This is a genomic window from Endozoicomonas atrinae, from assembly GCF_001647025.1.
GTDB classification, from domain to species: Bacteria; Pseudomonadota; Gammaproteobacteria; order Pseudomonadales; family Endozoicomonadaceae; genus Endozoicomonas; species Endozoicomonas atrinae.
In genome coordinates this window covers 1-2621 of record NZ_LUKQ02000443.1, presented here as the reverse complement: position 1 = coordinate 2621, position 2621 = coordinate 1, and the positions used below count along the sequence as shown (strand labels likewise).

2 protein-coding genes are annotated in these 2621 nt (G+C 56.6%); both read left to right on the top strand.

Annotation, left to right across the window (positions count from 1 at the left end; genetic code table 11):
• Positions 1-1373, top strand: a 1373-nt coding sequence (locus AK963_RS36105) for a DNA modification methylase (RefSeq protein WP_238593875.1), incomplete at its 5' end; no start/stop codon positions are given.
• Positions 1313-2621: DNA modification methylase (locus AK963_RS27635; RefSeq protein ID WP_274520561.1), on the top strand; the 1309-nt coding region annotated here is incomplete at its 3' end. The genes AK963_RS36105 and AK963_RS27635, both read left to right, overlap by 61 nt.

The window sequence follows — 2621 nt, the reverse complement described above, 5'->3', positions numbered from 1 at the left end:
CGGCGGCAGTACCTGAACCGCTTAAAAGCATTGGGCTTATCCACAGGCAACAGGGACGAATCATGAGCAAGTGGCAGGACAGGATTGTCGGCCAGGGCAAAGAGAACCCGGAGCAGTTACTGGCCAACCCACAGAACTGGCGAATCCACCCCAAGAGCCAGCAGGACGCCCTCAAGGGTGCACTTGATGAGATCGGCTGGATTCAACAGGTCATTGTGAACCAGAGAACCGGCCACCTGGTGGATGGCCACCTCAGGGTGGAGCTTTCCATGCGGGAAGGCGAAACCGAAGTGCCGGTGATTTACGTTGACCTGACCGAGGCAGAAGAAAAACTGGCACTGGCTACGATTGATCCCTTGTCGGCGATGGCCGAAACCGACCAGTCCATGCTGGACAGCTTGCTGGAAGGATTGGAGGTGCAGAGCGATGACCTGAACGGCCTATTGGAAAGCCTCGCCTCCGGAGAACTACTGGACAAAGCTGAAGACGGCCTCACGGATGACGACGACTGCCCGGATCCCCAAGGCAAAGTCATCAGCAAGCCTGGTGATATTTGGATTTTAGGAGCGCACCGATTGATGTGCGGCGACAGTACCGACCCGCAGCAGGTAGAGCAGCTGGTTCAATCGCAGCAAGTTGATATGGTCTGGACTGATCCGCCCTATAACGTGGATTACGAAGGCAAAACCAAAGATGCCCTCACTATCCAGAACGACAAGATGGGCGATGCTCAGTTCAGAGCATTCCTCAGCGACTTATTCACCGCCGCCTGTCTGTGGACAAAACCGGGCGGCCCTATTTATGTGGCGCATGCCGACAGCGAAGGCGTGAACTTCCGAAGCGCACTGGTGGAAAGTGGTTTCCTACTCAAGCAATGCCTCGTCTGGGTAAAAAATGTCTTTGCGTTGGGCAGGCAGGATTACCACTGGCAGCACGAACCGATTTTATACGGCTGGAAGCCAGGAGCCGCCCATTCATGGTATGGCGAATTCAACAAGTCCACGGTGCTGGATGAGGAACCCGACTTCAAGAATATGGAAAAGTCGTCACTGGTCAACTACTGCCGGCAGCTTCGCAACCAGCTGAACACCAGCGTGATCAAGGAAGACAAACCCTCCCGATCGGCAGAGCACCCCACCATGAAACCGGTCAACCTGATTGTTCACATGATCCGCAACAGCAGCACCCGCCAGAACACAGTGCTGGATTTATGCGGAGGCTCCGGCAGCACCCTCATCGCCTGCGAGAAGTTGAGAAGGCAAGCCCGGTTGATGGAAATAGACCCGGCCTATTGCGACGTGATTATCCGGCGGTGGCAGGCCTTCACCGGACAACAGGCAAAACACCAGAACGGCACCGCATTCAAAGGATAACCGACATGGCATGGAAGCAACGCATCACTGGCAGCGGCATGGAAAGCCCCGAAAAGCTGATGATGAACCCAGACAACTGGCGCAGACACCCACAGTCACAGCAAGCCGCAATGGAAGGCGTATTAGACGACCTTGGATGGATTCAGCAAGTGATCGTCAACCAGCGCACCGGGCGACTCATAGACGGACACCTGCGAGTGGAGCTGGCCAGAAAGCACAAAGCCAAGGGGGTGCCCGTTATTTACGTGGATTTAAGCGAAGCAGAAGAAAAGCTCGCCCTCGCTACCCTTGACCCCATCAGCGCCCTGGCAGAGACCGACGGCGACACACTTCAACAGTTATTAGGGCAGGTAGAAACCGACAACGACGCCCTACTGGCCATGTTGGACGATTTAGAGCCACCCACAGCGCCCGAAGACCACGACCCCACCAGCGAGCCAGAAGTGGAAGACGTTATCCAGGGAGCACCCGCCGTTTCCCAAAAGGGCGACGTTTGGCAGGTGGGTGACCACCGGCTGATGTGCGGCGACAGCACCAACCCCGACCACGTCAAGCAATTGATGGACGGGCGCAAGGCTCGCCTCTGTTTCACCAGCCCGCCTTATGGCAACCAACGGGACTACACCACTGACGGCATTACGGACTGGGACAAATTGATGACCGGCGTATTTGGAGCAAGCACCCTCGGCAGCGCCATGCACAAAAGCGGCCAGGTGTTAGTGAACCTCGGATTGATACACCACAAAAACGAGTGGCAACCCTACTGGGACAGCTGGCTGGAGTTCATGCGGATCGACGGCTGGCGACGGTTTGGTCTTTACGTATGGGATCAAGGCCCCGGCATGCCCGGCGATTGGGCAGGCCGACTGGCTCCCGCCTTTGAATTGATTTTTCATTTCAACAAAGAAAAGAGAAAGCCCAACAAGATCGTGCCCTGCGAGGGAGCCGGAGAGGTCAGCCACCAGAACGATGCCGGTGGTATTCGCAGCAACGATGGCGAGGTAGGCGGCTGGACACATTCAGGGCAGCCCATTCAGGACTACAAAATCCCCGACAGCGTTATCCGGCTTATGAGACAGAAAGGCAGCATCGGTGACGGCATAGACCACCCGGCCGTCTTCCCGGTCACCTTGCCACAGCACCTGATGGAAGCCTACACCCACGAAGGCGAAAGCTGCTATGAGCCGTTCAACGGTTCCGGCACCAGCCTGATCGCCGCCCAGAACAGTGGACGACGGATGCATTCAA